This window comes from Rhizobium sp. 05L419 (assembly GCF_056397845.1).
Window position 1 is genome coordinate 31,420 of record NZ_JBFTOF010000009.1, and the last position, 23,596, is coordinate 55,015.

General features: G+C 61.4%; 25 protein-coding genes. 10 read left to right on the plus strand and 15 right to left on the minus strand.

The window, feature by feature from the left end; translation table 11 throughout:
• Window positions 1-87: 87 nt before the first annotated feature.
• Both AC1DMK_RS13870 and AC1DMK_RS13875 read right to left on the minus strand, forming a co-directional pair.
• Window positions 88-1,614 (minus strand): sensor histidine kinase, encoded by a 1,527-nt coding sequence (locus AC1DMK_RS13870; RefSeq protein WP_037060947.1) that lies wholly within the window; start codon window positions 1,612-1,614, stop codon window positions 88-90.
• A 149-nt stretch (window positions 1,615-1,763) separates the two neighbouring features.
• On the minus strand, window positions 1,764-3,761 hold the full coding sequence (locus AC1DMK_RS13875; RefSeq protein WP_196246741.1) for a methyl-accepting chemotaxis protein: 1,998 nt from the start codon (window positions 3,759-3,761) through the stop codon (window positions 1,764-1,766).
• A gap of 447 nt (window positions 3,762-4,208) precedes the next feature.
• Here AC1DMK_RS13875 and rpmH point away from each other — a divergent pair, with 447 nt between their 5' ends.
• The 4 genes from rpmH to yihA all read left to right on the plus strand — a co-directional run bounded on the left by rpmH (window position 4,209) and on the right by yihA (window position 7,325).
• Window positions 4,209-4,343, plus strand: coding sequence for a 50S ribosomal protein L34 (rpmH, locus tag AC1DMK_RS13880; RefSeq protein ID WP_065689331.1), 135 nt, complete (start codon window positions 4,209-4,211; stop codon window positions 4,341-4,343).
• A gap of 19 nt (window positions 4,344-4,362) precedes the next feature.
• Window positions 4,363-4,764: a ribonuclease P protein component gene (gene rnpA / locus AC1DMK_RS13885; RefSeq protein ID WP_037060945.1), complete on the plus strand. Its 402-nt coding sequence runs from the start codon at window positions 4,363-4,365 to the stop codon at window positions 4,762-4,764.
• Window positions 4,764-6,557 carry a membrane protein insertase YidC gene (gene yidC, locus AC1DMK_RS13890; RefSeq protein WP_037060593.1) on the plus strand — a complete coding sequence of 598 codons (1,794 nt, stop codon included), beginning with the start codon at window positions 4,764-4,766 and terminating at the stop codon, window positions 6,555-6,557. The genes rnpA and yidC overlap by 1 nt, the downstream gene beginning before the upstream one ends.
• 111 nt (window positions 6,558-6,668) lie before the next feature.
• Window positions 6,669-7,325, plus strand: a complete 657-nt coding sequence (gene yihA, locus AC1DMK_RS13895; protein ID WP_477859725.1) for a ribosome biogenesis GTP-binding protein YihA/YsxC — start codon at window positions 6,669-6,671, stop codon at window positions 7,323-7,325.
• A 52-nt stretch (window positions 7,326-7,377) separates the two neighbouring features.
• Here the strand turns inward: yihA and AC1DMK_RS13900 are convergent, their stop codons facing one another.
• The 3 genes from AC1DMK_RS13900 to AC1DMK_RS13910 form a co-directional block, all read right to left on the minus strand.
• Window positions 7,378-7,935: a fasciclin domain-containing protein gene (locus AC1DMK_RS13900; RefSeq protein ID WP_037060590.1), complete on the minus strand. Its 558-nt coding sequence runs from the start codon at window positions 7,933-7,935 to the stop codon at window positions 7,378-7,380.
• Window positions 7,936-8,043: 108 nt separating this feature from the next.
• Window positions 8,044-8,763, minus strand: a complete 720-nt coding sequence (locus tag AC1DMK_RS13905) for an anti-sigma factor domain-containing protein (RefSeq protein WP_037060588.1) — start codon at window positions 8,761-8,763, stop codon at window positions 8,044-8,046.
• Window positions 8,760-9,299 (minus strand): sigma-70 family RNA polymerase sigma factor, encoded by a 540-nt coding sequence (locus tag AC1DMK_RS13910; protein WP_037060586.1) that lies wholly within the window; start codon window positions 9,297-9,299, stop codon window positions 8,760-8,762. The genes AC1DMK_RS13905 and AC1DMK_RS13910 overlap by 4 nt, the downstream gene beginning before the upstream one ends.
• 161 nt (window positions 9,300-9,460) lie before the next feature.
• On the opposite strand from AC1DMK_RS13910, the gene argB reads away from it, so the two are divergent.
• Window positions 9,461-10,348: an acetylglutamate kinase gene (argB, locus tag AC1DMK_RS13915; protein ID WP_037060583.1), complete on the plus strand. Its 888-nt coding sequence runs from the start codon at window positions 9,461-9,463 to the stop codon at window positions 10,346-10,348.
• 102 nt (window positions 10,349-10,450) lie between these two features.
• Here the strand turns inward: argB and AC1DMK_RS13920 are convergent, their stop codons facing one another.
• The gene (locus AC1DMK_RS13920; protein WP_037060582.1) at window positions 10,451-11,227 is read right to left on the minus strand and encodes an isocitrate lyase/PEP mutase family protein; all 777 of its coding nucleotides are present in this window, start codon (window positions 11,225-11,227) and stop codon (window positions 10,451-10,453) included.
• Complete coding sequence (locus AC1DMK_RS13925; RefSeq protein ID WP_477859894.1) at window positions 11,224-12,303, minus strand: bifunctional transcriptional activator/DNA repair enzyme AdaA; 1,080 nt, start codon at window positions 12,301-12,303, stop codon at window positions 11,224-11,226. The genes AC1DMK_RS13920 and AC1DMK_RS13925 overlap by 4 nt, the downstream gene beginning before the upstream one ends.
• A 310-nt stretch (window positions 12,304-12,613) precedes the next feature.
• Between AC1DMK_RS13925 and AC1DMK_RS13930 the strand changes: the two genes are divergently transcribed.
• Window positions 12,614-13,321: a pyrimidine 5'-nucleotidase gene (locus AC1DMK_RS13930; RefSeq protein WP_037060941.1), complete on the plus strand. Its 708-nt coding sequence runs from the start codon at window positions 12,614-12,616 to the stop codon at window positions 13,319-13,321.
• A 108-nt stretch (window positions 13,322-13,429) separates the two neighbouring features.
• A complete protein-coding gene (locus tag AC1DMK_RS13935) occupies window positions 13,430-14,074 on the plus strand; it encodes an EF-hand domain-containing protein (RefSeq protein WP_037060581.1) in 645 nt (214 codons plus the stop codon).
• Between the two features lie 185 nt (window positions 14,075-14,259).
• Here the strand turns inward: AC1DMK_RS13935 and AC1DMK_RS13940 are convergent, their stop codons facing one another.
• Window positions 14,260-15,126 carry an LOG family protein gene (locus AC1DMK_RS13940; protein WP_037060940.1) on the minus strand — a complete coding sequence of 289 codons (867 nt, stop codon included), beginning with the start codon at window positions 15,124-15,126 and terminating at the stop codon, window positions 14,260-14,262.
• A 193-nt stretch (window positions 15,127-15,319) separates the two neighbouring features.
• Between AC1DMK_RS13940 and dapD the strand changes: the two genes are divergently transcribed.
• From dapD to AC1DMK_RS13955, 3 genes are all read left to right on the plus strand, one after another.
• Window positions 15,320-16,180, plus strand: a complete 861-nt coding sequence (gene dapD / locus AC1DMK_RS13945; RefSeq protein WP_037060579.1) for a 2,3,4,5-tetrahydropyridine-2,6-dicarboxylate N-succinyltransferase — start codon at window positions 15,320-15,322, stop codon at window positions 16,178-16,180.
• A gap of 159 nt (window positions 16,181-16,339) precedes the next feature.
• Window positions 16,340-17,533, plus strand: a complete 1,194-nt coding sequence (dapE, locus tag AC1DMK_RS13950) for a succinyl-diaminopimelate desuccinylase (RefSeq protein ID WP_477859730.1) — start codon at window positions 16,340-16,342, stop codon at window positions 17,531-17,533.
• Window positions 17,520-18,116: a hypothetical protein gene (locus tag AC1DMK_RS13955; protein ID WP_037060575.1), complete on the plus strand. Its 597-nt coding sequence runs from the start codon at window positions 17,520-17,522 to the stop codon at window positions 18,114-18,116. Before dapE ends, AC1DMK_RS13955 begins: the two co-directional genes overlap by 14 nt.
• A 185-nt stretch (window positions 18,117-18,301) precedes the next feature.
• On the opposite strand, the gene AC1DMK_RS13960 is transcribed toward AC1DMK_RS13955, so the two are convergent.
• From AC1DMK_RS13960 to AC1DMK_RS13990, 7 genes are all read right to left on the minus strand, one after another.
• Window positions 18,302-18,496, minus strand: coding sequence for a DUF2442 domain-containing protein (locus tag AC1DMK_RS13960; protein WP_477859732.1), 195 nt, complete (start codon window positions 18,494-18,496; stop codon window positions 18,302-18,304).
• A 304-nt stretch (window positions 18,497-18,800) separates the two neighbouring features.
• Complete coding sequence (gene truA / locus AC1DMK_RS13965) at window positions 18,801-19,607, minus strand: tRNA pseudouridine(38-40) synthase TruA (RefSeq protein ID WP_037060572.1); 807 nt, start codon at window positions 19,605-19,607, stop codon at window positions 18,801-18,803.
• Window positions 19,607-20,542, minus strand: a complete 936-nt coding sequence (gene fmt, locus AC1DMK_RS13970; protein ID WP_037060568.1) for a methionyl-tRNA formyltransferase — start codon at window positions 20,540-20,542, stop codon at window positions 19,607-19,609. The genes truA and fmt overlap by 1 nt, the downstream gene beginning before the upstream one ends.
• 22 nt (window positions 20,543-20,564) lie before the next feature.
• Complete coding sequence (locus tag AC1DMK_RS13975; RefSeq protein ID WP_037060565.1) at window positions 20,565-20,987, minus strand: type II toxin-antitoxin system VapC family toxin; 423 nt, start codon at window positions 20,985-20,987, stop codon at window positions 20,565-20,567.
• The gene (locus AC1DMK_RS13980) at window positions 20,984-21,268 is read right to left on the minus strand and encodes a FitA-like ribbon-helix-helix domain-containing protein (protein WP_037060562.1); all 285 of its coding nucleotides are present in this window, start codon (window positions 21,266-21,268) and stop codon (window positions 20,984-20,986) included. The genes AC1DMK_RS13975 and AC1DMK_RS13980 overlap by 4 nt, the downstream gene beginning before the upstream one ends.
• Before the next feature lie 63 nt (window positions 21,269-21,331).
• The gene (def, locus tag AC1DMK_RS13985) at window positions 21,332-21,850 is read right to left on the minus strand and encodes a peptide deformylase (protein ID WP_477859736.1); all 519 of its coding nucleotides are present in this window, start codon (window positions 21,848-21,850) and stop codon (window positions 21,332-21,334) included.
• Between the two features lie 98 nt (window positions 21,851-21,948).
• Window positions 21,949-23,448, minus strand: coding sequence for a methyl-accepting chemotaxis protein (locus AC1DMK_RS13990; RefSeq protein ID WP_477859738.1), 1,500 nt, complete (start codon window positions 23,446-23,448; stop codon window positions 21,949-21,951).
• Between the last annotated feature and the right edge of the window lie 148 nt (window positions 23,449-23,596).

Genomic DNA, 23,596 nt, shown 5'->3' on the forward strand with positions numbered 1-23,596 from the left:
CTCTAAAGGGTCCTTTGGGGGAATGCAATAGGGTTTCTGAAAAAATCGCGAGATTGATGCCGGAGCCGCCGAGTTGCGGAAACTACATCACTTTTCAAGGTGGCTGCGGCTGCGGTAGTCGTCCAGCGAAACAGGGCGATCCGGAATTTCGATTCGAAACTGCGTCCCGACAGAGGGTTTTTCCACAAGCGCGATCGTTCCGCCGTGGGCAAGCACCAACTCGCGCGCGATCGCCAGCCCCAGCCCCGTGCCGCCCGAACGCGCCGAGCCGCGGAAGGCGGCAAAGAGGTTCTGCCTGGCCTTCTCAGGCATGCCGGGGCCTGTGTCGTCGACCGTTATGCTGACGACGCTGCCCACCCGCTGGGCAGATATGGTGATGCGCTTGGCGCCTTCGGGATCGCCTGGCCCGGTCGTCGCCGTCAGGGCCTGCAGCGCATTGCGGCAGAGATTGTGGATAACGCGGAAGAGCTGCTCGTTGTCGGCATCGACCTCGATTTCGGGCCCGATCTGCTCGACGAACTCGACACCGCTTTGCGCGTCGATAGCCAGCATGTCCTTGACGTCCTCGACCAGTGCGGAAACTTGCAGCCTGCGCCGGCGCGGCGCCGATTCGCTTGCCTGACCGTAGGACAACACCTCCGTCGTATAGCCGACGGCACGGTCGATCGTACGCAGAAGCTTCGGCGCGAAGCGCTTGACCAAGGGGTCGTCGACGTCGACAAGCCTGTCCGACATCAGTTGCGCCGAGGCGAGGATGTTTCTCATGTCGTGATTGATCTTGGAAACGGCCAGACCAAGGGCGGCAAGATTCTTCTGCTGCTTCAGCGTTTTCTGGAGCTCCGTCTGCATGGCGGTCAGATGCCTCCCGGCAACGGCGAGCTCATCGCGCCCGCCATCATCGACGAAAACGTGGTCCGGGTTTTCGGGGTCGCCGGAGAATTGCTGCATGCTGCCGGTCAGCCTGCGGATCGGGCGGATCAGAATACGGTTGATGGCGAAGAACACGAGCGTGGCGGTGAAGAGCGAAATCAGGATCGACAGCAGAAACACATTGCGCGAATAGACGAGCATCGCATTGCGCAGATACTTGTCCTTCATCACCACTTCGACGCCGGTATTGGTATCCTGCACGGGGCCGTAGACACGGATCATCCGGTTGCCACCGAAGATGAGGGTGTCGAGGGCGTCGCGGATCGCGGTGTGCGCCGGCACGTCGGTGAGGTCGTACTGCTCGTCAACGGAGGTCGGCATGTCGGCAGTTGCCAGCAGCCGCGAAGTGCCGTCCTTGCGCAGCACGATCGCCTTGGTGCCGGTTGCCTCCAGCGTTTCCTTCTGCAGGGCGCGCGGCAGTTCGACCGGCTGCAGCCCATCGATGACGATCGCGGCGGCGGCGGCGGCGTTCAATCTCTCGTCCAGCCAGCGCAGGCGCATGCTGGCGACCGATGGAAAAAAGATCAGCACTTCGGCAAGCATGATGCAAACGACCGTCAGCCAGAGAAGCTTGCCCGAGAGCCCACTGAACTTGCCCGAGCCGCTGCACGTGGCTGCGCCGGCCCTGGAGGCGGCCGGCATGGGGTTTTCAGCAGCATTGTCGCCTTGATCTTGGGCTTGCATCGTCTCTTGTCCGCTCGGCGCCGGGCGCCATGCCAAGTCTCTATACTAGACCATAAAAGTGCGCTTTCAAATCTCCGCGAGCAGAGGCAAGTCGCCGCAACGAAAAACGCCGCCCGGAGGCGGCGTTTTCAGCGTCCGATGGAGAGGGATCAGAACTCTTCCCAGCTCTGATCGGCAACGGCGGCGTTGCCGTTGAACGCGCGCGCCACCGTGCCCATGGCGCGGCGGGCCGGAGAGGCGACGGCGCGATGCTCCTGATGGCGAGCGACGGCAACAGGCGCTGCCGGCGCGTTCGACACCTTGAAGCGGGAGATAAGGCGCACGAGGCCATCGGCTTCGCCGGAGAGCTTGTGCGTCGCGGCGGAGGTTTCCTCCACCATCGCGGCGTTCTGCTGGGTCACCTGGTCCATCTGGTTGACGGCGGTGTTGACTTCCTTGAGGCCGGTCGCCTGTTCCTTGGCGGCTGTGGCGATCGAATGGATGTGGTCGTTGATCGCGTTGACGCGCCGTTCGATCTGCGAGAGCGCTTCGCCGGTCGCCTGGACCAGCTTGACGCCGACCTGCACTTCGTCGCCGGACTTGGTGATGAGACCCTTGATATCCTTGGCGGCGGTTGCGGAACGCTGGGCCAGCTCGCGCACTTCCTGGGCAACGACCGCAAAGCCCTTGCCGGCTTCGCCGGCGCGTGCTGCCTCGACGCCCGCATTCAGCGCCAGCAGGTTGGTCTGGAAGGCGATCTCGTCGATCACGTTGATGATCTGGCTGATCTCACGCGACGCCTGCTCGATGCGGCCCATGGCATCGACGGCATTGCGGACGACGATACCCGACTTGCCGGCATCGTCCTTGGCTTCGGAGACCATGACGCTGGCTTCCTGGGCGCGTTCCGTCGAGTTGTTGACGACGGCAGTAATCTCGTCGAGCGCTGCGGAGGTCTCCTCAAGAGCGGCGGCCTGCTGCTCGGTACGCTTGGAGAGATCGTCACTTGCCGCACGCAGCTCGTTGGTGTTGCCGTGGAACCCTTCGGCGGTTTCGCGAACCTCGCGCATCGTCGTCTGAAGCGTCGCGAAGGTGCTGTTGACGTTCTGCTGCAGCTCGGCGAAGGCGCCCTGGAAATTGCCGCGCATCGTCTGGGTCAGATCGCCTTCCGAAAGGCTCGCGATAACGCGACGGGTTTCGCCGACGCCGCCATCGACGCTCGACAGCAGGTGATTGATGTTGCCGGCGAACTGGTTGAGGTTTTCGTCGCCGTAGTCCTTGTCGATCCGGCGACTGAAATCGCCTGCGGCGGCAGCGGCAACGACAACCGACATGCTGGATTGGAGATCGTCGCTCTTGGCGCGCATGGCGGCTTCCTGCGCATTCATGCGGCGCACGGCCAGACCATTTTCCTTGAAGATGGCGACGGCGGCGGCCATTTCGCCGATTTCATCCTGGCGGCCGGCAAAGGGCACGTCGGCATCGAAGTTGCCATCGGCGACTTCCTTGATCGCGTCGGTGACCTTTTTGATCGGGCGGCTGAGCTGGATGGTGCCGATGTAGAAGCCCATGCCAACGCCAACGGCAATACCGACCGCGGTGATGCCGAGGACCAGCCAGAGGATCGAAGCGCGCGAGCTCTCGACAAGCGCGTTGACCGCGTCGAGCGTCGCCTTATCGGTTGCGACGACCGCATCGATCTCGGCCTGGAACGCCTTGCGGTTTGCGCGGTTGGCGTCGTTGTTACCCTGCTCGTTGGCAGCCTGAGGATTAACCTCGGTGCCAAGACGCGCGGTCTCTGCGCGGAAGGCGCGGAATTCCTTGGCCCGATCGGTCAACTTGGTAAAGGCGTCTTTCTGCTCTGCCGGGACCAGTGGCGCCCAGGAGGCGATAACCTTGTCAATCTGGTCGAGGTCCGTCAGCAGACCCTTGGCAAAAGCCCCCGCTTCCTTCGTCGATGGCGCACCATAGATACCGCGAGCCTCCATGACCGTGGCGGTCACGAAACGGTTCAGCCGCTCGCCGGCATAGGCGCGCTCTGCGGCATCCTCATAGGCCGAGAGATTCTGATCGTATTGATGCACTGCCCACAGTGCCGTCGCACCGATAAGCAGCGCGACGCCGCACATGGCAGAGACGAGTAGATTGATCTTACCGCGAATTTTCAAAGGAAGGCCCCCCGCAACTGATGACATGCCGGGAACGTTATCCGGCAGATAGCTAAATTTGGCCTAAATAAATTAACGTTCGATTTCGGATGCTTGGCCGCGGCACTACAAAAAATTACCCGTACTTAGTCATTAGCACGTCGTTTTTTGCGTTCAGCGGACCGGCCGGCGCCGAAAAATGCGCGGATCGGTTGAAGCAGGAGAAAAAATCACGCACGCGGAAGGTTTGCCGGAAGTCACAAACCTTAACGGGCCAGCAGGAATTTGCCTTGCAAATATCGCAAATCCGGAAATTTCGGGCGATAATTGACTTTCCCGACCTTCATCCGTATAAGCCGCCGCACGTCCGGTCATACAAGGCTTTTGATAGCCTCGCCCGTTCGAAAAACAACGCTCCTTGCTTTATGCAAATTCAAGAAGGGCCGCACTCCGCGGTGTTTAAAATAAATGAAGCGTACCTATCAACCATCTAAGCTTGTTCGCAAGCGCCGGCACGGTTTCCGTGCGCGTATGGCTACCAAGGGCGGCCGCAAGGTCATCGTTGCTCGCCGCGGCCGCGGCCGCAAGCGTCTTTCGGCTTAAGCCGGAATTGCCCGATAAGATGGCGGGCGAATTGACGACGAAAGAACCCAAAAACACTGCCGGGCGGCTGAAAAGCCGCCCGCAGTTTCTTGCTGTTCGCAATGGCGAAAAACGCAGAGGCGGCTTCTTCCTGCTCGAGGTCCTCGATCGGAAGGAACCCCGGACCGAAGCCCGCGTCGGCTTCACCGTCACCAAGAAACACGGCAACGCGGTCGAACGAAACCGCATGAGACGGCGCCTGAAAGAGGCGGTGCGACTTCATGCAGGGTTTGCAATGCAGCCCGGACACGACTATGTGGTTGTCGCGCGAAGGGACGTGCTCAAAGCATCCTTCACAGAATTAGCCGCAGAGCTCAAAGCTCGCGTCGCGACAAAGCCGAAACACAAGCGGTCCGGAGACGGCCGCCCCAGGAACGTATGATGCAAAACAACCGCAACTACTTCATTGCGATCGCTCTCTCCGTGCTGATCGTTCTCGGGTGGCAATTCCTATATATGAATCCGCGCATCGAAGCTCAGCGCAAGGCCGAGCTTGCCCAGAAGGCGCAGCAGCACACCGAGCAAACGCAGACGCCAGCGGCCGGCGGCGCGAATACCGCGCAGACGAACGGCGCGGCCCCGACCGGCCAGGCTCCGGCCACCACCTCGCTTGCCGATGCACTTGCCAAAAACCCGCGCGTAATGATCGATACGCCGGCGCTTTCCGGCTCCATCAACCTCGCCGGCGCTCGCCTCGACGACCTGAAGCTCAAGGGCTACCACGAGACCGTGGACGACTCGAGCCCGATCATCACCCTCTTCAGCCCGTCCGAAACTAAGGATGGCTACTTTGCGGAGCTCGGCTACATCGGCGACGAGGCCACCGGCAGCGTTCCAGGCCCGTCCACCGTGTGGACGGCGCCGGAAGGCGCGAAGCTGACCGAGAAGGCCCCGGTCACGCTGACCTACACCAACGACAAGGGTATTACCTTTGCCCGCACGATCTCCGTCGACGAACACTACATGTTCACAGTCACGGACAAGGTCACCAATGCCGGTCAGGCTCCGGCGGCGCTTTCGTCCTACGGCCGCGTGACGCGTTACAACAAGCCGGCGGTGGCCTCCACCTACGTCCTGCACGAAGGTTTCATCGGCGTCATCGGCGACAGCCTCATCGAGAGCAAGTACGCAGCTGTCGAGAAGGAAGCTGTCGCGCCGGCAACGGCAACAGGCGGCTGGCTCGGGATCACCGACAAATACTGGGCAGCAACGATCATTCCGCCGCAGCAGACGGCCTATGACGCGCGCTTCAGCCACTTCACCGACGGTCAGCCGCGCTTCCAGGCCGACTACAAGCAGAACGCGGTCACCGTTGCGCCGGGCCAGTCGGTCGAGCTCAAGAACCTCGTATTCGCCGGCGCCAAGGAAGTTCCCGTCATCGACGGCTACGAGAAGACCTATTCGATCCCGAAGTTCGACCGCCTGATCGACTGGGGTTGGTTCTACTTCCTGACGAAGCCGATGTTCAAGCTGATGGACTTCTTCTTCCGCTACTTCGGCAACTTCGGCGTCGCGATCCTGATGACGACCATCGTCGTCAAGGCGCTGTTCTTCCCGCTCGCCAGCAAGCAGTACGCTTCGATGGCGAACATGAAGCGCGTGCAGCCGAAGATGGAAGAGCTGAAGGCGAAATTCGGCGACGACCGCATGGCCCTGCAGCAGGCGACAATGCAGCTTTACAAGGAAGAGAAGATCAATCCGATCGCCGGCTGCTGGCCGATCGCGCTGCAGATCCCGATCTTCTTCTCGCTCTACAAGGTGATCTACATCACCATCGAGATGCGCCACGCGCCGTTCTTCGGCTGGATCCAGGACCTTTCGGCGCCCGATCCGACGTCGTTCATCAATCTCTTCGGCCTGCTGCCGTTTGCGGCTCCGACCTTCCTTCATCTCGGTGTCTGGCCGCTGATCATGGGTGTGACGATGTTCGTACAAATGCGCATGAACCCGACGCCGCCGGATCCGACACAGGCGATGATCTTCAACTGGATGCCGCTGGTCTTCACCTTCATGCTGGCAAGCTTCCCGGCCGGCCTCGTCATCTACTGGGCCTGGAACAACACGCTGTCGGTGATCCAGCAGGGCGTGATCATGCGCCGACATGGCGTGAAGATCGAGCTCTTCGACAACCTGAAGGGCCTGTTCCGGCGAAAGCCGGCGCCAACTGAAAAATGACGAAAGCCCCGCTTCCGCGGGGCTTTCTCCTTTCTGCCCACCGGTTGACAAAACCAACCGAAACCTGAATGCCATACGTTCACTGGATTTGGACGCGCTGGAAAAGGCCGAATGACCGACAACAACGACAAGCCGCTCTTCGGGCGTCCGTGGATTTTCATCCGCGGCGTGCCTTCCCTGAAATTCCTGCCGCCGGAAGGACCGCTGGAAGTCGCGTTCGCCGGCCGTTCGAATGTCGGAAAGTCGTCGTTGATCAACGCGCTCGTCAGCCACAAGGGGCTGGCGCGCACCTCCAACACGCCAGGGCGAACGCAGGAGCTCAACTACTTCGTGCCCGAGGGATATTCCGGCGAAGGCGGCGATCTACCGCCGATGGCGCTGGTCGATATGCCGGGCTACGGCTATGCGAAGGCGCCGAAGGAGCATGTGGACGCGTGGACCAAGCTAGTGTTCGATTACCTGCGAGGCCGCGCGACGCTGAAGCGCGTCTACGTGCTGATCGACAGCCGCCACGGGATCAAGAAGAACGACGACGAGGTGCTGGACCTGCTCGACAAGGCTGCCGTGTCCTATCAGGTGGTGCTGACCAAGACCGACAAGATCAAGCCTCCGGCTGTGACGAAGCTGCTCGCCGACACCGCCGAAAAGATCAAAAAGCGGCCGGCTGCCTATCCCGGCATCATCGCCACCTCGTCCGAAAAGAGCGAGGGGCTGGATGATCTGCGCGAAGCGATCGCGCAGACCGTCGGCACCGCCAACTGGAAGTGAAAGAAGCGCCCCGGGGTGGAATAGGGCGCCCCTAAAGGCTGCCTGAACTCGATTACATCTTCGGCAGCAAAACCTTGTCGACGACGTGGATGACGCCGTTCGACTGCTTGACGTCGGCGATGGTCACATGCGCCACGCCGCCGCTCTCGTCGGTGAGCGTGATCTTGCCCATGCTTTCCTTGGCCTTCAGAACGCAGCCGCCGACCGTCTTGATGTCGTGTTCGCCGCCGTCATCCTTGATCATCTTGGCGACCGTCTTGGACATGGCATCGGCAGCAACGACGTGGCAGGTCAAGATCTTGGTGAGCTTGGCCTTGTTCTCCGGCTTCAGCAGCGTATCGACCGTGCCGGCCGGGAGTGCCGCGAATGCTTCGTTGGTCGGTGCGAAGACGGTGAACGGGCCTTTCCCCTCGAGCGTCGAGACGAGACCGGCTGCCTTGACGGCTGCAACCAGCGTCGTGTGATCCTTTGAGTTCACCGCATTCTCGACGATGTTCTTTGTCGGATACATTGCGGCGCCACCAACCATGGGGTTCTTGGCCTGCGCGGCGAAAGCGAGTGCGGACACAGCAGTTGCAAGCGCGATGGTGCGCAGTGCGGACTTGATCATGATTGTTCTCCTCTTGCGTCCGCTGGCAGATAGCTAGCCGAATGCCTAAGCGATGCCCGGACATGAGGATCTACGAGGTGGCGGCAAAAAGAGTTTCAGCGAAAACTTCTATGGCCTGTGCGCACTGCCGCTGGCGACGATCGGCCCGGTGGCCCGGCCGGTCGGCGAGCCGCCGAAGGGCTCCAGACTGACGGCAAACGTGGTTCCATCGCCGATGCTGCCGCGCATGTCGGGCGGAATGACAAGCTCGCCGGTCTGCCCCGGCGGGAACACGCCGAGCGACTTCGGCGCGCCGTTTGTCGGCACCATCCAGAGTTCGAGGGACTTCTCCTCGGGTTTGCCCGCCGCAACCGGGATGATTTTCATACGGCCGGTTTGGGCTTCATAGGATGCCAGGAGGTTGACCTGGCTGCCCGGCGCCGAAAGCTCGGCTACGAGCGGCGCGCCAGGTTTCGGCGGGGAGACCGCCGCAAAGGCGAGCACAAGTGCGGCAGTAGTGAGCAGCAGGGATGCGGCGGTTAGCGACCGCCAGAACACCACCGAATTCCAAAGGCCGCGCGCAGGCACGGAGGCTCTGTCGGGCGAGCCGAACAGGCGCGCCTCGACCTGCTTGAAGGTTTCCTGGCTCGGGGTGACGACATCATAGTCGTCGTTGAAGGTCGAGAGATTGGCCTCCCACCGGCTGACGATGGCAGCAAACGGACGGTCGCGGCGCATGCGTTCTTCCACCACCTGCCGGTCCTTGAAGGAGAGAACGCCGAGCACATACTCGCCTGCGAGCACTTCGTCGCGGGAACGGCCGCCCTTGCTTTGATCCGACGATGTCATCGTTCCATGCACTCTCTCAGCTTCAGGAGGCTGCGCCGCAGCCATGTGCGCATCGTATTCAAAGGTACGCCGAACTGAGCGGCCAGCTCGAGATAGCTCAGTCCTTCGACATAAGCCCTTCGTACTGCCACCGCCCGATCAGCTTCCAACTCTTCCATGCAGGTGTCAATCCGCCTTCCTACATCCCGGATCACTGTCTGCTCCTCCGGATTGAGTTCGCCGTCGGCAAGGTCGTATGCGCTGTCCAATTCGTCGGCCACGGGCTTGCGACTGCGCAGCGTGTCGATCGCCTGGTTGCGCGCAATCGCTGCCAGCCAGGACGACGGCGCGCCCGTGGTGGCCGCAAAAGCCGAAGCGCGCTGCCAGATCTTGATGTAGACCTCCTGCAGGGCTTCCTCCGCCTCCATTCGGTCCTTCAAGATACGCAGGCAGATGGAAAAAAGTTTCGGACCGGTTTCGCGATAGAGCGCTTCGAAGGCTTTGCGGTCGCCAATGGCGACGCGGCCGATCAGTCCTGCGATTTCCTCGCTCGTCATGCCGCGCCTCTTCCCTTTGCTGTGGCGTAAGTAAGGGCGTTGTCCAGCATTTGGCAAGTCGCCCGAATGCGAGCAGATACGGTAAACTAATGCAGTCTGGATTATTCCATCTGTCAAAAACTTGAGATAAAAGGCCGCAACCAATTCCCGCGGGGTATCCCATGATCGAGACCGAAAGCGAAACTCAGGCACGCCTCCTGGCCAAGGCACTGCCGTTCATGCAGCGTTACGAGAACAAGACGATCGTCGTGAAGTACGGCGGCCATGCCATGGGCAATCCCGAGCTCGGCAAGGCTTTTGCCAGCGACATCGCGCTGTTGAAGCAATCCGGCGTCAATCCGATCGTCGTTCACGGCGGCGGGCCGCAGATCGGCGCGATGCTGACGAAGATGGGGATCGAATCGAAATTTGAGGGCGGGCTGCGCGTCACCGACGCAAAGACGGTCGAGATCGTCGAGATGGTGCTCGCCGGCTCGATCAACAAGGAGATCGTGGCGCTCATCAACCAGACCGGCGAATGGGCGATCGGCCTTTGCGGTAAGGATGGCAACATGGTCTTCGCCGAAAAGGCGCGCAAGACCATCAAGGACCCAGATTCCAACATCGAGCGGGTTCTGGACCTCGGCTTCGTCGGCGAAGTCGTCGAGGTCGACCGGACGCTCATCGACCTGCTTGCGCGTTCGGAAATGATCCCCGTCATCGCACCGGTTGCTCCCGGCCGCGACGGTGCGACCTACAACATCAATGCCGACACGTTTGCCGGCGCCATCGCCGGCGCGCTGAACGCCACGCGCCTGCTGTTCCTGACCGATGTTCCCGGCGTGCTCGACAAGCAGGGTAACCTGATCAAGGAGCTCTCCGTCTCCCAGGCGCATGCGCTGATCGCCGACGGTACGATCTCCGGCGGCATGATCCCGAAGGTAGAGACCTGCATCGACGCCATCAAGGCGGGCGTCCAGGGCGTCGTCATCCTGAACGGCAAGACCGCCCATTCTGTCCTGCTCGAAATCTTCACCGAGCATGGCGCGGGAACGCTGATCATTCCCTAAGCCGACGATAGAGCATTTCCGCTTTTCTTCGAATCGCGGAAACGCTTTTGTTTTCTTCGTAGTTCCGGATGCAAAACCGCTACGCGCTTTTGTGGGATTGTTTTAGCCAGCGGCGGCGGCAAACACCCCCGCCGCTGCCTCCTTCAATTTTTCTATCATCGCCCGGTATGGCCCCGGCCCGTAGCTGACGCGACCGACGCCGAGCTCTGCAAGCGTCTTCTGATCGGGAGTTCCGGGCCACATCATGACGTTGACCGGCAGTGCCGAGGCACGGCAGATTTTCTCGATCAAGCCTTTGTCGACCAGCCCCGGCACGAAGAGCCCGCTGCCGCCGGCCGCCGCATAGGCCTTGCCGCGCTCGATCGCTTCATCGACCAGGCCGGCATGCTTCGACTGGTCGCCCTCAGCGAGAAAGAGATCGGTGCGCGCATTGATGAAGAACGGGATGCCCCTGCCTTCGGCCATCTCGCGGATGGCACGGATGCGGGCTGCCTGATTTTCAACGGCGTGCAGGCCGCTTCCGCCGACCACCCGATCCTCCAAATTGATCCCGACAGCGCCCGCGTCGATCAGCTTGGCGACGTTGGCAGCTGCACCTGCGGGCTCAGTCGAGTAAGCGCCTTCGACATCGACGGATAGCGGCAAATCGTTGACTGCCGTGATCTGGCGAGCCACGGCCACCAGTGCGTCCAGCGGGATCTTCTCGCCGTCGCCGTAGCCCTGCGCCGCCGCGACCGACCAGCTGCCGGTCGCAAGCGCCTTGGCGCCTGCTTCGGTGACGGCCCTTGCGGTCCCTGCGTCCCAGATGTTGTAGAGAACAACGGGGGTTCCCTTCCTATGCAGTGCGCCGAACGCCCTCGCCTTTTCTACCTGATTCATTGCATTCCCTCCTCAAACAGCCCCTTGGGCTTCATCTTTCCTTCATGCCGCAGAAGCCATTTTTTGCGCCATAGGCCGCCACCATAGCCTGTCAGCGATCCATCCGCACCGATGACGCGATGACAGGGGATGACGATGGCGATCTGGTTTGCGCCGTTGGCGCGGCCGACAGCGCGCACGACCTGGGGGTTATCCATCTCGCGGGCGATGTCGCCATAGGCGCGCGTCTCGCCGACAGGGATGTTCATGAGCTTCGTCCAGACCTCTCGCTCGAAGGCGGTACCGCCACCGAACGCGAGAGGCGTTCTGAAATCGGCCGATCGTCCTTCGAAATAGGCGCCGAGCTCGGCCTCGATCTGGTCGATTGCCTGGGTCCGCCCGGCGGCAACCGTCGAGCGCGTCTTGCGCTGTAGGCCCTCAAGCTCAGCCGGCAGCGCCTTGCGGTCGTGAAACTCCAGGAGATGCAGATGCGTCCGATCGGCCACCGCCACCATCGGCCCGAGCGGCGTCTCGCACCAGTCGGCAAACAGCAGTTCGCGGTTCTGCGACATAGCAGGCGCCGCGCCGATGAGCCGCTGGAACGCCGCGCGAAAACCGCTGCCGGACTGGTAACCCGCATCGAGCTGCGCATCAATGACACGCGCGCCTCCGGCAAGCTGCCTCGCCGCCGCGCCGAGGCGGCGATGGCGTGCGACATCGAGGAAGGTCATGCCGAGCGAGCGTTTGAATGCGCGACGCACGGTGGAGGGGTCGTAGCCTTTTCGGACCAGATCGTCTTCCGTCCATCGCGCCGCCGGATCAAGATCGAGCGCTGCCAGCAATTCGTCGATTATCGGCTCCTTGCCGGGCTGCTCCAGCGGCTTGCAGCGCCGGCATGGCCGGAATCCTGATTGCATGCAGGTGGCGATGGAATCGCAAAAGAGCGTGTTCTCCCGCCTTGGCTTGCGCGCCGGGCAGGTCAACCGGCAGAAAATACCCGTTGTCTTCACGCAGGCATAGGCAAGGCCCTCGTAGTCGGAACTGCGGGCGATCAACGCATTGTAGAGCGTGTCTTCACTGGGAAGGTCGAAAAGCATGATGCGTTCTACCATTGCTGCCGTTTTCCGTCCGCCGAAAATCGGGCACCTATTTCATCGGGCACCTGTTTCATTCGGCTGGATCGATGGCGCGAGGCGGCAGCCTGCCAAACGTGCGGATCAGCAGCATCGTTTCCTCCTCCGCATCCTGTGGTGCGCCCCACTCGGTCGCAGAGCCCGCAGAACAGACCCGGACGACGGCAAAAACCAGCCTAGGCAGCCTCAAAGCTGAGAATTTCCCAAGGCCTTTTTGCGGAGGATCGCAGTGAAAAACTTTGGCATGGCGCGCCAGCCGTGCCATAAAGCCGCCATGACCAAGATAGATCGTACCCCGACCAGATCCGATTTTTCGCACGTGACCGAGTGGGTCTTCGACCTCGACAACACGCTCTATCCGCATCACGTCAATCTCTTCGCGCAGATCGACAAGAACATGACGTCCTATGTGTCGACGCTGCTACAGATGGAGCGCGATGAGGCGCGCAAGCTGCAGAAGCAATACTATCTGGAGCACGGGACGACGCTGCAGGGTCTGATGATCCATCACGGCATCGATCCGAACGACTTTCTCGAGAAGGCGCATGCGATCGACTATTCGAGCCTAACGGCGCAGCCGGACCTGGGTGCAGCGATCAAGGCTCTTCCCGGCCGCAAGTTCATTTTCACCAATGGCAGCGTCAGGCATGCCGAGATGACTGCGGGCGCGCTCGGTATCCTCGAGCACTTCGATGACATCTTCGATATCGTCGCGGCCGACTTCGTGCCGAAGCCCGCGCAGGCGACCTACGACAAATTCACGGCGCTGAAGCGGGTCGAAACCGGCAAGGCGGCGATGTTCGAGGACCTGCCGCGCAATCTCAAGGTTCCGAAGGCGCTCGGCATGCAGACGGTTCTGCTGGTGCCTAACAACCTCGAGGAAACGGTCGTCGAGTGGTGGGAAAAAACCAGCGGCGATGACGATCACATCGATTTCGTCACCGACGATCTTACTGATTTTCTTGGGAAGATTACCGTCTAGGTTACGAAAGTTTCATCCAGCTTACCGATCTTTAATTGGGCAATTTGCAGCACCGGCCCTACTTTTCTCGTGTGATCCCAATGAGATCGCGCACTGAAAGGAAACAAGATGCCTCGGAACAAGCTGATACTGGCCGCAATTTCCTCCGTCTTGATTGTCGGCGCCGCAGCCGGCACCAGCCTTGCCGCACCTCACGACAAGAAGCACCATCCGCCAGGCCCGCACCCTGCGATGGGCACAATGATGGGCGCACCGCGCATGGCGGCCATGCGCGAGATCATCTTCGTTCGAATGCTCCAGCAGTTCGATGCAAACAAGGACGGCCAAATCTCCAAGCAGGAAGCCAAGGATGGGATGGAGGCGATCTTTGTCGCGATCGATACCGATAAGGACGGCTCACTGACACCGGGCGAGATCCGCAAATACCGGGAAGCCCAGATGGCAAAGGCCAAGGCACCGGCCGACGACACGGCCGATGATAACGGAGCGCCGATGGCACCCCCGGCCGATGCCGACAGCGTGCAGCCCGCACCACCGGCAGGCGGCGCCAATGGCGGCCCGCATCGCGGCGGCATGGAGCGCGGAGGCATGATGCGCGGCATGATAATGATGCAGCGGATCGACACCGACGAAAACGGCCAGATTTCCAAGCAGGAAGCCGAAGCCGCCTTCGACAAGTTCTTCACCTGGATGGACCGCAACAAGGACGGCACAATCTCGATTGCCGACATGCCGGATCGCCCATTTCCGTAATCAACAGCTTACGGAATGCGAAACCCGCCGCGATCTTCGCGGCGGGTTTTTCTAGGAGCGTTTCCGCATTTCTCCGAATCGCGAAAACGCTCTAACCTTTTGTTTTCACGCAATTGCGAACGCAAAACATGGGGTAATCGCGGCGCGATTACCCCAGACCACGATGCACTTTTGTTGGAATTGCTCTAGTCGTGGTGCTCGTAGAAATCCTGGATGATCTTCCAGGCGGCGTCGGCGGTGTCGACGAAGCTGATCAGATCGACGTCATCGGGCGCGATCGTGCCGAATTCCGCCAGCGCTTCGAAATTGACGATGCTGCGCCAGAACATCTCGCCGAACAGAATGAGCGGCATCTTTTCCATGCGGCCGGTCTGGATCAGCGTCAGGCACTCGAAAAACTCATCGAGGGTGCCGAAACCGCCCGGGAAGACGGCGATTGCCTTGGCGCGCACCATGAAGTGCATCTTACGGATCGCGAAATAGTGGAAATTGAAGCTGAGCTCAGGCGTCACGTAGACGTTCGGCGCCTGTTCGTGCGGGAGCACGATGTTGAGGCCGATCGACGGCGCGCCCTCGTCTGCCGCGCCGCGATTACCCGCCTCCATGACCCCGGGTCCGCCGCCGGTGACGATGACATACTCGTGGAAATCGAAGCCGGCCGAATATTTCGAGCAGAGACGGGCGAACTTGCGCGCTTCGTCGTAATAGACCGAAGCTGCCTCCAGATTGGCGCGCTGCACCTCGTTTCGCGCCGCCCAGGCGCTTTGGCCGGGTGCGGGGATGCGGGCGCCGCCAAACATGACGACTGTCGATTTGATGCCGCGCTCCGTCAGCATCATTTCCGTCTTCATCAATTCCAGCTGCAGACGGATCGGCCGCAGCTCCTCGCGGCACAGGAACTCCTCGTCGGCATAGGCAAGGCGATAGGCCGGCGACAGCGTCTGCGGCGTCTTCGGCACGGCCTCGGCGCGTTGCTTGTCGGTCTCGCTCGTCTTCAACGGGTCCCAGACGCCATCCTTGCGCCGCAGCCTGCCGTTTCGTCCCTTTGCCATATCGAAATGCCTTTCAGTCCCGCCGGCAGCCACTGCCGGCATGTCGTTTCATGCCTTCAAACGGGAGAGTGATCCTGTCCCGAAAAATCATTCCATTTTAGCCCTGCATGCGATAGAGCAGATCGCATCCCGCCTATCACAATTCCCGGAGGCTTTGGTCTCCACGATAAAGATCGAAGTTTAAGGAATTCCCATGAGCGCCACCGACCTTTCGTCCCTCGAAAAGACCCTCGAGACCGCCTTTGACAATCGCGACAACGTGAACACCTCGACCAAGGGCGAAGTGCGCGATGCTGTCGAAGCCGCGCTCGAGCTTCTCGACGGCGGCAAAGCGCGTGTTGCCGAACGCGGCGCCGATGGCGTCTGGAAGGTCAATCAGTGGTTGAAGAAGGCTGTGCTGCTTTCCTTCCGCCTCAACGACATGGAAGTCGTCAAGGGCGGTTCGGGCAATTCAACCTGGTGGGACAAGGTGCCGTCGAAGTTCGAGAACTGGGGCGAGAGCGAATACCGCTCCGCCGGCTTCCGCGCCGTGCCGAACTGCGTCGTCCGGCGCTCTGCCCATATCGGCAAGAACGTCGTTCTGATGCCCTCCTTCGTCAATCTCGGCGCTTTCGTCGATGAAGGCACGATGGTCGACACCTGGGCGACCGTCGGCTCCTGCGCCCAGATCGGCAAGCATGTGCATCTCTCCGGCGGCGTCGGCATCGGCGGCGTTCTGGAGCCGATGCAGGCCGGCCCGACGATCATCGAGGACAACTGCTTTATCGGCGCCCGCTCGGAAGTGGTCGAAGGCTGCATCATCCGCGAAGGCTCGGTTCTCGGCATGGGCGTCTACATCGGCAAGTCCACCAAGATCGTCGACCGGGCGACAGGCGAAGTGATGTACGGCGAAGTGCCTCCCTATTCCGTGGTCGTCGCCGGCTCCATGCCGTCGGGCAATGCGACGATGGCCAACGGCCTGCCGGCCCCGCATCTCTACTGCGCGGTCATCGTCAAGCGCGTCGATGAAAAGACCCGTTCGAAGACCGGCATCAACGAGCTGCTGCGCGACTGATGCAATCCGAACCTCCCGGCGACCCGCGCGTCTATCGAGGCGCGGGTCGCCGCCACGTTGCCGGCCGGACATCGATCCGGCACACGGACGGCGCATTCCACAGGGCGGCCACGCCGCCTTGCCTTTTCTTTGCCACTACCGCCGGATAGTTCCATTTCCATGACCGCTACCGATCCCGTCGCCAATCTCCAGACCCTGATTCGCTGCCCGTCCGTCACGCCTGCTGAGGGCGGTGCGCTTTCGGCACTCGACGCGATGCTGTCGCCGCTTGGCTTCGAGGTAGACAAGGTGAGGGCGTCAGAGGCCGGCACGCCCGACATCGAGAACCTCTATGCGCGCCTCGGCGATGCCGGCCCGCACCTGATGTTCGCCGGCCACACCGATGTGGTTCCGGTCGGCGACGAAGCCGCCTGGACGTATCCGCCTTTTGCAGCGGAGATCGCTGACGGCGACCTTTTCGGCCGCGGCGCCGTCGACATGAAAGGGGGCATCGCCTGCTTCGTTGCAGCTGTTGCCCGCCATATCGAGAAGCATGGCGCGCCGAAAGGCTCCGTCTCCTTGCTGATCACCGGCGACGAGGAAGGTCCTGCGATCAATGGCACGACCAAGCTGCTCAAGTGGGCTGCCGAGCGCGGCGAGCGCTGGGATGCCTGCCTTGTCGGCGAGCCGACCAATCCGGACAGGCTTGGCGACATGATCAAGATCGGCCGCCGCGGTTCGCTCTCCGGCAAGATTACGGCTCACGGCGTCCAGGGCCATGCCGCCTATCCGCATCTTGCTGACAATGCGGTGCGCGGCATCCTGCAGCTGACGCAGGCGCTGATGGACCCGCCGTTTGACACCGGCACCGACAATTTCCAGCCATCCAATCTCGAAGTAACGACCGTCGACGTCGGCAACCCGGCGACGAACGTCGTTCCCGCCAAGGCGACGGCAAGCTTCAACATTCGCTTCAACGACAGCTGGACGGCCGAGAGCCTGCAGGAGGAGATCCTGCGCCGCCTCGATGCCGCCGCCAGCGACGGCGTGCTGCGTCCAGGTCGCGCGCCGCTTAAGTACGACATCGTCTGGGCGGAGCGTCCGAGCCACGTGTTTCTGACTCGCAACAATGCGCTGATTGCCTCGATGTCCTCGGCTATCGAAAGCGTGACCGGTCATTCGCCCAAGCTTTCCACGACAGGCGGCACCTCCGACGCCCGGTTCATCAAGGATTATTGCCCAGTCGTCGAGTTCGGCCTCGTCGGGCAGACCATGCATATGGTGGACGAGCGCGTCGCGGTTTCCGACCTCGAGCGCCTCACCGTCATCTACGAAACCTTCATCGAGCGCTGGTTCGAGAATGCCGGGCATTAGGGAAGTTCAATACTATCTGGCAGGGCTGTGGCTGCTGATCCGCATGGATCCGCGCGGCTTCCGGTTTCTCGACATGTCCGAGCGCGGCGTCAATCGCTCCTTCTGGGCGATCCTGTGGTGCCTGCCGCCCATGGGCATATCATGGCTCTGGTGGCGCCAGGCGTTCCTGCAGACCATGCCGCCGCACACCGATGTCGGCATGCTCTTCTACTTCCGCCTGGGGCTCGTGGAGGCCGCGAACTGGTTCGTGCCGCTCGTGCTGGCCGGTCTGCTGCTGCTTGCATTTCACAAGGGCGAACGCTTCTCGGCACTGATCGTCAGCGTCAACTGGCTGGGCGTACCGCTCTCCTATATCAACGGGCTGCTGCTCGCGCTCGTCTTCTTCCTGCCGGGGCTTGTGGGCCTCGTCTCGCTGCTGTTGCTTGCCTTCATGCTGGCGCAGGTCTTCTCCATCGCCCGCATCCTCAGGATGATCCTCCACGGCAACGGCCTGATCGTCGGGGCACTGACACTGGTGCTGCTCGTACCATCCCTGCTGCTATCGGAGTATCTTCAGCGTTTTCTCGGCATTTACCCGATATAGGTTCGATCATTTGACATGGTGCTCGATCAGATAGCGCGTTTGCCAGCGCGATGTGGCGCGGGATCGGCTTGCCCTTGCGATAATCTGCTACCAGCCGTCTCGATATCTCCAAGGCGGCCGCCATACCGCCGAAAACACGAGGTCCTCAGCGGGCCATTCGATGGCGTCGCCGTACTCACTGCCGGTCACGCGGCATCGCCGCGCAACGGGATATAGATGCGCCGGCTCTCCAGCGCCGGCGCCAGATCCACAATCTTGCTCTCTCCGGATTTCCAGGTGATCCTGACCTTGCGAGCATCCAGTGGCTCTACCTCGACGATCTTCGGAACAGGCGGGCCTACAGAGATCATGTCATCGTTTGTTGAGGCGCTGCCATTCATGTTCCAAAACCTCCTTGTTGTCGGAAGCCCACGCCAGGGCAATCTCATAGGAACGGCGATCGATCGAGCCCGCAGAATGGCAAAGTCAGAAATCTGTACCAATGCCTCGTGCTCGGGTGTCACGATATGGAAATGCGGCGGATTGCGATCATCGGCGAAAATCCTGTTCCTCAGTTTCCCGATGATGACGGTTGTCGGCATACCGATCGCCGCTTTTGGATAGGATACAGTGCATCATACGCACTCATGAAAGGGAATAGTGCGTATTGCGCACTATTCCGCAGGTTTTCCGCCAACCTGGGATTTATGACGGATCATCAACCTGGTTACCGGCCTGGCCGGCATTGCGGCGGTCGATGATCACCTCGGGATAGTCGACCTGCATGAAGTAGAGCCCGTCTGGCGGCGCCACGGGGCCGCAGGCCTTGCGGTCGCGTGCGTCCAACGCGGCGCGGACATCGTCCGGCGTCCATTTGCCCTCGCCCGCGAGCTTCAGCGTTCCCGCGAATGACCGGATCTGGTTGTGCAGGAAGCTTTGGGCCGTGGCACGAATTTCGATCAGTTCGGCGTTGCGGGTCACGTCCAGCCGGTCCAGCGTACGAACGGGACTGTTAGCCTGGCAGTGCGCCGAGCGGAACGTCGAGAAATCGTGCCTGCCCACCAGCGTCTGCGCGGCGGCATGCATCACCTCGTGATCGAGCGTCTTTGGCACCCACCATGCCTTGCCGGCTTCGATCGCCAGCGGTGCGCGGCGGGTGATGATGCGGTAGAGATAGTGGCGGCGCAGCGCTGAAAAGCGTGCGTCGAAGAATTCGCTGGCCGCGTCAACCTCAACAATCGAGACACGCTCGCCTGCAAGCCTCAGATGGGCATTCAACGCATTCTGCAGCTTGAAGGACGCCCACTCCCTGGCAAGATCGGCGTGGATGACCTGGCCCATCGCGTGCACACCGGAATCGGTGCGCCCCGCGCCGCGGACCGATACCGTCTCGCCGCTGGCCGACAGGATCGCCTTCTCTATCGCCGCTTGGACGGACGGGCCGTTATCCTGTCGTTGCCAGCCGACATAAAGCGCCCCGTCATATTCGACGGTCATGCGATAGCGGTGCATCAGGCGAGCCTCGTGCCTGATGGAAGCGGTATGCCGTGCAGGAAATCGGCAGCCGCCATCGGCTTGCCGCCGGCTTTCTGCAGCTTGGTCAGGCGGACCGCGCCAAAGCCGCAGGCAACCGCGAGATCGTCCGTCAGCAATTCGCCTGCGGTGCCGGAGCCTTCCACACGCTCCGAGCCCAGCACCTTCACGCGCTCGGGCTTGGTCCCGACCGTCAGCTCGAACCATGCGCCAGGAAAAGGCGCCAGGCCGCGGATATGATTGTGCACGTCGGCCGCATCCTTGGAAAAATCGATCCGCGTCTCGCTCTTGTCTATCTTCGCAGCGTAGAGAACGCCTTCTGCCGGCTGCTGCGTCAGGGGCAGATCGCCCATTTCGAGCTTTACCATCGCCTCGGCCATTGCTCTCGCGCCGGCATGCATGAGCTTGTCGTGCAGCTCGCCGCCGGTCATGTCTGGGCCGATCTCGACCTCGCGGGTGAGCGCCACCGGCCCGGTATCGAGCCCTTTGTCCATCTTCATCACCATCATGCCGGTCTTTTCATCGCCGGCCATGATCGCGCGCTGGATGGGGGCGGCACCGCGCCAGCGCGGCAGCAGCGACGCGTGGCCGTTGTAGCAGCCGTAGCGCGTGCCGCCGAGGATCGCTTCGGGCAGCAGCAGGCCGTAGGCGACAACGACGGCGACATCGGCCCCGTGGTCTGCGAAACGCGTGCGCTCGTCCGGCTCCTTGAAGTTGACGGGCGTGAAGACCGGAATGCCGAGAAGCTCAGCGGCCTGATGCACCGGCGACTTCTGCAAGTCGAGCCCGCGCCGCCCGCCCGGACGCGGCGGCTGCGTATAGACCGCCGGGATCGTGTGCCCGGCATCCACCAGCATGCGCAAGGTGGGGACCGAGAACTCGGGCGTTCCCATGAAAATGATGCGAAGAGACATTCTTTCTCGCCAGTCTATAGGATCAGCCGTCTTCAAACGGGTTTACGAACTTGAGATCAAGCCCTTCGAAGTCTTTTGTGTTGCGTGTCGCCAGCGTTGCACCATGCGTCAGGCAGATGGCGGCGATCATGGCGTCTTGAACCGAGATCGGACGTCCCATGCTCTCACGCTTTGCTCGGAGACGGCCGGTCATGAAAGCGGCGTCGGCATCCCAGACGGAAACGCGGTCGCGGAACTGGCCAGCCAGAAGATTGTCGATCGCCCGGAAATAGCGATCGGAGCCGGTTTTCAACATTGTCTTCTCTGCGCCGTACGTCTGCTCCATCAAGACAACCGTGCAGAGGTAGAGCCTTGAGCGATCCTGGCGAAAGAGCCACGCCTTCACGCCCTCGTGCGGCGTGGACCTGATCAGTTCGGAAATGACATTGGTGTCGAGGACGATCATTCCAAATCCTCGACCGGCCGGCCGAAATCCTTTTTACGTTCTGCTTCGATTTCGTCCATGATGGCTGCGAACTCGTCACCAGACGCCCCTTCGCTGTCGAAGGCCCCGCGGATCAGATCATAGGCCGACTGCGCCTCAAGCTGCGGATCGGCCCTGCGCAAGAGCGCTTCGCGCAACAATTCTTTGGCCTCATCGGAGAGGCTGTTGCCGCTACGCTCCGCACGGCTGGCGATTTCTCGCTTCATCGCGTCGGAAACATCCCGGATCAGAAGATCGCCCATGCGGCACCTCCACTATGATATCGCTGATATCATAGTATGCGACAGCCGCCGGTTCAACAGAACTCAGAGTGCCTTGGTAGACTTCGCAGCCTTGGTGAACTTCTTAATCACCATTTCGCGCTTGAGCCGCGATATATGGTCGATGAAGAGCACCCCGTTCAGGTGGTCGATCTCGTGTTGAAGGCAGGTCGCGAGCAGGCTGTCGGCCTCGACCATCTGTTCCTTGCCGTCACGGTCGAGATACTTGATGCTGACGGTAGCAGGGCGCTCGACTTCGGCATAGTAGTCCGGAATGGACAGGCAGCCTTCTTCGTAAACCGAGCGCTCGTCCGAAGACTTTATGATTTCCGGGTTGATGACGACGAGCGGTTGCTTCTCTTCGCCCTCGCGCGAGACGTCGATGACAAGCATGYGGCGCGGCACGCCGATCTGGACGGCAGCAAGGCCGATGCCTGGTGCATCGTACATCGTGTCGAGCATGTCGTCTGCGAGACGCTGAAGATCGCTGTCCACGCGTTCGATCGGCTTGGAAACCTGACGGAGCAGCGGGTCGGGGAGAATGATGAGTGGCTTGATGGTCATGGTGTTCCCCATAACCCATCTTTTTGCCCGATGGAATTATCCGGACGCCGGAGGCGGCGCTTTTTTGCGTCGCCTCCCGAATTTTGACGCATTTCGGCTCAGGCGGCGCGGCGCGAGGCTGTCGGAATAGAGCGCTCGTGGCCGCCGGTGCGGAAGCGCTGCAGCAGACCGACGAGGCTTTCGACTTCGCTTCGGAGGCGTCGGGTTTCGGAAGAGGTGCGTTCGACCATGCCCGAGTTCTGCTGTGTGATGGTATCCATGTTGCGGATTGCGACGCTGACCTCGTTGACGCCGGTTGCCTGATCGCGGGCGGCGGCGGCGATATCGGCAACGAAGCGGTTGATGATGTCGATGCGGGTGATCATGTCGCTCAGTGCCTCGCCGGTGCTGCTAACGATACCGACACCCTCGTTGACCTGGACCGAGCTTTCGGAGATCAGCTTCTTGATCTCCTTGGCCGCATCTGCCGTGCGCTGAGCAAGCTGGCGGACTTCCTGCGCGACAACCGCGAAGCCCTTGCCCGCGTCGCCGGCGCGGGCGGCCTCGACGCCGGCGTTCAACGCCAGCAGGTTGGTCTGGAACGCGATCTCGTCGATGACGCCGATGATCTTGGCAATCTCCGTCGAGGATTTCTCGATCCCCGCCATTGCCGAGACTGCGCTGTTGACGAGCTCGCCGGAGTTCTTTGCTTTCTGCTGCGTGTCGCGCACGGCATCGGAGGCCTTTTCGGCGTTTGCAGCCGTCTGGCCGACGCTGACGGACAGCTGCTGCAGGGCGGCCGAGCTTTCCTCAACGCCGGCCGCCTGCTGGGCGGTGCGCAGCGCCAGATCGTCCGAACCCTTCGCGATCACGGCGGTGCCCTGCAGGATTTCGCCCGAGGTTGCCCGGACCGACGCGAAGGACGTGCGCAACGCGGCGACTGCACGGTTGTAGTCCTCGCCCATATCCTTGAACTTTCCGGGCAGATCGGCCGGCAGAGTAGCTTCGAGATCGCCGTTCGACAGCGCCTCAAGCCCCCGGCGAAGATGATCGAGTGCGATCGTCTGATCGGATTCCGCCTTGGCGCGCTCCTCTTCCAGCTTCAGGCGCTTTTCCTCGAGCGTTTCGAGATAGACGGAAATGGAATAATCCATGTCCAGCATGGCGGCCTTCACGACTGCCGTAATCTTCTCGGCAAGCATCTTGCCCTGCTGGCGCGCAAACATCGAAGGCCACTGCTTGTCCATCAGCCCCTTGATCAGATCGCTCATCAGCAGTGCGTAGCCGCCGATATACCAGCGCGGCTCAAGGCCGATGCGGGCGTGCGTCTTGCCGACGGCCATGACGCCCTTGACGTAGGCTTCGTCGAAATTTCCGCCGGCGAGATTTGCCCAGTGATCTTCCTGGCGCTTCTTGGCGTGGTTCATGTGCGACTTGTCGGCAAAGAAGCTCGCCACGGCAGGCGTTTTAGCCAGTTTGCCGTAGAATCTGTCCAGCGCGCCGCCGAGCAGTGCAGAGATCGTCGGCCGCATTTCACGCAACGCCGCCCGCGCCCCGTCGTCCAGCTCGATGAAATCGAGACGTTGCTTGAGCGCGTTGTCGGATGGCTGAACTGTCATGATATCTCTGCTTTGTAATTGATGCTGAAAGAGAAATTTGAGCAGAGCTTTTGCCCAATATAGTTTAGCAAAGGTTAAGTGGTGATTCGATTTGTGGGCTAGCGCTTCGTTGACAGTCGCCGCAGACGACGCAAGTGAAGCGTGCCTT